We start from the raw sequence: 5,570 nt of genomic DNA on the forward strand, positions 1-5,570 counted from the left end.
CGATGGCATGCGCCTGGGCGTACTGATCGGCGCGCTGTCGGCCTTGCTGGTTGCCACGAAGAAGATCATGATCACGCCGTGGGCGGTGAAGATCTGGTCGTAGTGGTGCGGCGGCAGGTAACCCTCGGAACCGCCAACGGCGATGGCCTGCTGGGTACGCATCATGATGGCGTCGGAGAAACCGCGCAGCAGCATGACGAAGGCGACGATGAGGTACATCACGCCGATCTTCTTGTGGTCCACCGAAGTGAACCACTCCTTCCACAGATAGCCCCACAGCTTGAACTTGGTGACCAGGGCAATGACGCCCAGGCCACCCAGCACCGCGCCGACCAGGGTGGTCAGCACGATCGGATCGTGGGGGATCGACTCAAGAGAGAGTTTTCCCAGCATGTTCATTCTCCCGAACCCATGTGGCCTTCATGGCCCGCGTGTTCGTGTTCTTCGGTGGCATCCAGGTTCTTCCCGGATTCCTTGGAATCATGCGCGTCGCTCGGGGCGTGCCCCTCGTGCGCTTCATGGCTGGACGCATCGGCGGCGGCAGCGCCGGCCTGCTCATGCTTCATGCCGTAGTGCTTGTTGTCACCCATGTGCTTGGCCAGGACCCAGCCGAACAGGCCCTCTTCGACGGTGCCGTAGTAGGTGACCGGGTACCACTCGGAATTCTTCGCTTCGCCCAGGGCCTTGAAGGAGGCCTTGTCCAGCGTTTCCTTGCCGGCGCGGACCTGGTCCAGCCACTGGCGGTACTGAGCATCGGTGACCGAATACGCGGTGAAGTGCATCTTGGCGAAGCCCAGGCCGCTGTAGTGCGAGGACATGCCGGGGAATTCACCGGTTTCGTTGGCGATCAGGTGGAGCTTGGTCTCCATCGCCGCCATCGAATAGATCATGCTGCCCAGGTGCGGGATGAAGAATGCATTCATCACCGTGTCGGAGGTGATCTTGAAGTTCAGCGGGGTGTTGACCGGGAACTTGATCTCGTTGACGACCGCAACCTTCTCTTCCGGATAGATGAACAGCCACTTCCAGTCCAGCGAGATCGCCTCGATGGTGACCGGCTTGACGTCCGATTCCAGCGGCTTGTATGGGTCGAGCGCGTGCGAGGAACGCCAGGTCAGCACCGCCAGGACCAGCACGATCATGCACGGGATCGACCACACCACCACCTCGATCGCCGTCGAGTGGGACCACTTCGGCTCGTAACGGGCCTTGGTGTTGGAGGCGCGATACTTCCACGCGAAGGTCAGGGTCATGATGATGACCGGGATGACGACCAGCAGCATGAGCACGGTGGCCGTGATCAGCAGGGTCTTCTCATCCTGGCCGATCTGGCCCTTCGGACTGAGGATGGCCACGGCATCGCAACCGGTGAGCATCACCAGCAACGACAGCAGCAGGCCCGGGCGCAACCAGCGCCCAAGGGTTTTCAACGGAATCATCGGTCGATCCAATTGCGAGGGAATGCCGTTCCCCGTCCTGCCCGCTCCGGCCGAAGCCGGTCCCGCCTGCGGTGAGACAGGCAGTGAGGTGGGGTCGAGTCAGCCTTTCAATTTTAGGCCGTCACGCATCATTAAAGAAGGGCATTGACAATGATCCAACGCAGGAAGTGACCGGATAGTGCTGCGACACGTTGTCGCAGCGGGCACACTCCAAGGCCCGGCCAGCCACGTCGGGGCGTTGAGGCCGGCTTCGGCACAGTACGCTGAATGCATTCATATATATTGAGTGCCCGCGCAGACGACACCGGATCGCAGCCCAGAGCCCCCCTTGGCGTCGTCAAGACGAGCGTCTCTGTGAATGCCACGGCCCGCTACCCTTCCCTGCCCAGGCCCGGAACCCGCGTCCACCGACAGACCAATGCCCCCAGAAGTCCAGGCCCACGCACGGGAGAGGCGAACCTCACCGGTCCCGATGAGGGAGATTTTCAGTGCCGGCTCCCGTAGGGCGCGGAGCACAGCCCGAAAGCACTGACAACGGCGCGTCCGGGCGTACGGACGCTGCTGTGATTGCGCCCGATCCGGTCTCATGGCCGGTACCGGCCACCCGCCAGACACCGGAAGGCGAAACACCCCCTGTGGGATGTTGATGATTCCTTCGTGGCTCGCGAAAAGCAGATTCGACGCATTCACGGCCTGCCCGGCCGTCCATCCCCCTCACGAAGGCGCAGCGACGGCCCTGAATCCGGACCGCCGCTGGCAACCACCCGTGACCGGTCCTGCGTTCAGGCCACCTTGAATGCGGACACGGCACCGACCAGGACCTGGGACTGCGATTCGAGCTGCTTGGCGGCAGCCATCGCCTCCTCTACCAGCGCCGCATTCTGCTGGGTGGTCTGGTCCATGCTGATGACCGCCTGGTTGACCTGCTCGATACCTGCCGCCTGCTCCGCGCTGGCAGCCGCGATGTCATCGATCAACGCGGTTGTCCTCGCCGCCACCTTCAGGACATCGGCAATGGCTGCGGCAGACGCTGCGCTACGTTCGCGCCCCTGCTCCACCCGTTCACCGGAGGTCTGGATGAGCGATGCAATTTCCTTCGCGGCCACCGCGCAGCGTTGCGCCAGCGTCCGCACCTCGCTGGCGACAACAGCGAAGCCACGTCCATGCTCGCCGGCCCGCGCGGCCTCGACCGCCGCGTTCAAGGCGAGGATGTTGGTCTGGAATGCAATGCCGTCGATGACGGAAATGATGTCCCCGATGCGGGCTGACGACTCGCTGATATCGGCCATGACCCGCTCTGTATCGCCGATTGCGTCGGCCGCCCGGGCAACCGACCGGGAGGCCTCCTTTGCCGCCGCGTCCGCCTGCTGCGAGCTGCTCGCGTTCTGCTGGACAGTGGAGGTCAGCTCCTCCATCGAGGCTGCGGTCTCTTCCAGATCGGCGGCCTGACGCTCCGACCGCTTGGAGAGTTCGTCGTTGCCCGCAGCGATCTCGGAGGCCGCGCCACTGATGTTCCCGGCAACCGACTGGATCTCGCTGACGATCTTCGTCAGGTTCTCGGCCGTTGCGTTGGCGTCGTCGCGCATGCGAGCGAAGACCCCCTTGAACTCCCCGTCGATCCGGGCGGTCAGGTCACCTTCGGCAATACGCCCCAGAAGCTGCGAAATTCTCGAAAGATTCTCGTCCGCACTGCCGATCATGGTATTCAGCGCATCCACCATGCGGCGGAAGTCATACTCGAAGCGGTCCACGTCGCCGCGCTGGCTGAAGTCGCCTTGCGAGGCCGCGTTGGACAACCGGCCTATTTCGCCATTGATGGCCTGGAGATTTCTCTTGACGCCGGCCATTGTCTCGGTCAACAGGTGCTTGTCACCCGGGTAGTCGCGCAGATTGTGGGTCAGGTCGCCCTTGGCGTACTGCCCCATGATGTCCATCAGGTGCATCTGCGTCTGCACATGGGCGTCCACCAGCGCATTCGTCTCCCGCACCATCGTGGCGAATTCGCCGGAGAAGCCATGGTCATCCATGCGGAACCGGATCATTCCGGCATCGTGTTCCCTGGCCATGTCGCTCTGTGCGTTCATCACCGCCTTCAGCTGCGCCTGCATCCTGCCCATGCCACCGAGCAGCAGGCCAACTTCATTGTTGCCCTGCTCGCTGATGGCGTTGTCGAGCCGGCCATCGGCGATTGCGCCGGCTACGTTCGTGGCCTCACGCAGCGGCAAAATGATCGAGCGGCTGATCAGGACAACCGCCGCCGTCAACGCAGCCCACACCACCAGGAAAATCAGGCCCAACCGCCCCATGGCGGTCCAGAAAACACGGTCCAGGTCGTCCACGTACACGCCCGAGCCCACAATCCAGTTCCACTCCTTGACGCCGCGCACTTCGGTGATCTTCGGCACCGGCTTGTCGGTACCGGGCCTTGGCCATTCCTGGTTGATGACGCCGCCATTGGATTCGCGTACCAGACGGATGAACTCGGCATCGGCAGGCGAATTGGCGACACTCCCTACGAACTTGTCGTTGCCACCATTCATCAGCCGCTTCGCCTGGTGCGCGTCGATCACATGGTTGATCCAGATGTAGTTGCCTTCGCCATAGTGGATTTCATGCGCCATGGCGAGCGCGCGCTGCTGGGCAACCTCGCGGCTGAGTGCGCCGGACTGCTCCTGCTGGACGTAGAAACGGAGGGTGCCAAGCGTGGCGTCCATGACATCGGACAGCGCATGGCGGCGTTCTTCCATCAGGGAGGCGCGGGTACTCATGCCGGCATACACGCAGATGGCGGCCAGACCTATGACCGCTGCGATGTTGATGAGATGCAGGCGCGTGGATATACGGGTGTTTCGCAGGGCGCGAAATCTGAACGTTGTTCCGTTCGTCATGGAACTGTCTGTCATGCTGCTCACGGTCTGGGTGGGGACCTCGGCACTCCATCCCGAGGTTCATGGAGAGATGCTGTGAGGCGCGCTCGCCCAGGGGCGGATGACATCGGTAGCGCTTCGGAGCGCGCCCGCTTTCAACTGACTGCGGGCAGAGGCCTACACCTCATCCCGAAGTCCATCCGCTGCCGACTACCTCGCCTTACAGAGGGATTCCGCGCCATGGTTTCCCGCGACATTGTTCGTCAATGGGAGTGCCATGGCGTGGTTGCCTGGAGCGGATACTCCGCCGGCAGGCTGTTTTTCACATTGACCTGAATCAATTCAACTTTTTGTTTTTAAAAGATATTTCCCACGCAAACGCACCCGAACGCCGTGGACGGAGCGGGTATTGGCAGCGATGACGCACCAAGAGGAATACGGCACGCGCGTACAGCGTAGGGGCACTGGGGGCGCGGAAGTTTGGCAAAGTGTGGCGGGGAAGCGCGGGGGCTGGCAGCGCCACCATGCCAATCGGCTCGAATGATCAGCACCTTGGCTTCCCAGTTGATGTCCGCCCATGTCATCGACAGCAGTTCACTCCGCCGCAATGCCGGTATTGATGGCTGTGAGGACCACCGGGGTCAGGTGATCGACGTACCCGTCCATCGGCAAATCAGGCAGAACCGCTTGCCGGTACTTGCGTCGGGCCGCATTGGCGTTCGCCCTCCCCTCAACCCCAGCTAGATCGCGTACGGCGAGCGCAGCCCGGAGCATCGCTTCTTCGTCCGGGGACAGGAACCGAACCACCTTGCGGCTAGCCGCTGATCGTTGACGCATGCCCATCAAAGGATTGGTCTCGATCAACTTCCACTCGACCGCACGGAACAAAGCAGACCGCAGGCAAGCGAAGTCGCGCGCTGCAGTAGCCTTGGTGACGGCATCGGGGCCAGTGACACGCCCACGCCACCATCGCTCCATCGTGGGCACGTCGATTTCGATGATCTGACGGCGTAACAGCCACGGGAACACTGATCGAATGCGGTCTGGGTATTGACGACCGCCCTTGAGCTCAGCTATCGCCCAAGGCTCAAAATGATCGTTGAGCAGCGTTTCGAGCGTGCAGCTAGTGGGCTTGGACTTTGCGAGTGACGGCAATCCGGACTGAACGTATTCAGCGACCGCTTGCCGGGCTTGGTCGCGGGCCTGATCAAGGGCGGTCTCAACTTGCAAGCGCAACACGTGAGTTGAATTGATCGATTTCCAA

General features: G+C 62.2%; 4 protein-coding genes. All 4 read right to left on the bottom strand.

From position 1 onward, the window contains the following. The coding region (locus ACQKDV_RS18125; protein WP_427785598.1) for a cbb3-type cytochrome c oxidase subunit I at nt 1–393 on the bottom strand (393 nt) is incomplete at its 3' end. Nucleotides 394–395: 2 nt separating this feature from the next. Then, entirely contained in the window at nt 396–1,439 is a 1,044-nt protein-coding gene (gene cyoA, locus ACQKDV_RS18130; RefSeq protein ID WP_427785600.1) for a ubiquinol oxidase subunit II, read from the bottom strand. 782 nt (nt 1,440–2,221) lie between these two features. Further along, complete coding sequence (locus ACQKDV_RS18135; protein WP_427785602.1) at nt 2,222–4,342, bottom strand: methyl-accepting chemotaxis protein; 2,121 nt, start codon at nt 4,340–4,342, stop codon at nt 2,222–2,224. 558 nt (nt 4,343–4,900) lie between these two features. Further along, nucleotides 4,901–5,570: hypothetical protein (locus tag ACQKDV_RS18140; RefSeq protein WP_427785603.1), on the bottom strand; the 670-nt coding region annotated here is incomplete at its 5' end.

It is taken from the genome of Stenotrophomonas sp. NPDC077659, assembly GCF_050268705.1.
In the GTDB taxonomy this organism is placed as follows: Bacteria; Pseudomonadota; Gammaproteobacteria; order Xanthomonadales; family Xanthomonadaceae; genus Stenotrophomonas.

Bases quoted from the DNA above. Each gene is read 5' to 3' on its own strand.
- cyoA (WP_427785600.1), bottom strand. From the start codon at position 1,439: ATGATTCCGTTGAAAACCCTTGGGCGCTGGTTGCGCCCGGGCCTGCTG.
- ACQKDV_RS18135 (WP_427785602.1), bottom strand. From the start codon at position 4,342: ATGACAGACAGTTCCATGACGAACGGAACAACGTTCAGATTTCGCGCC.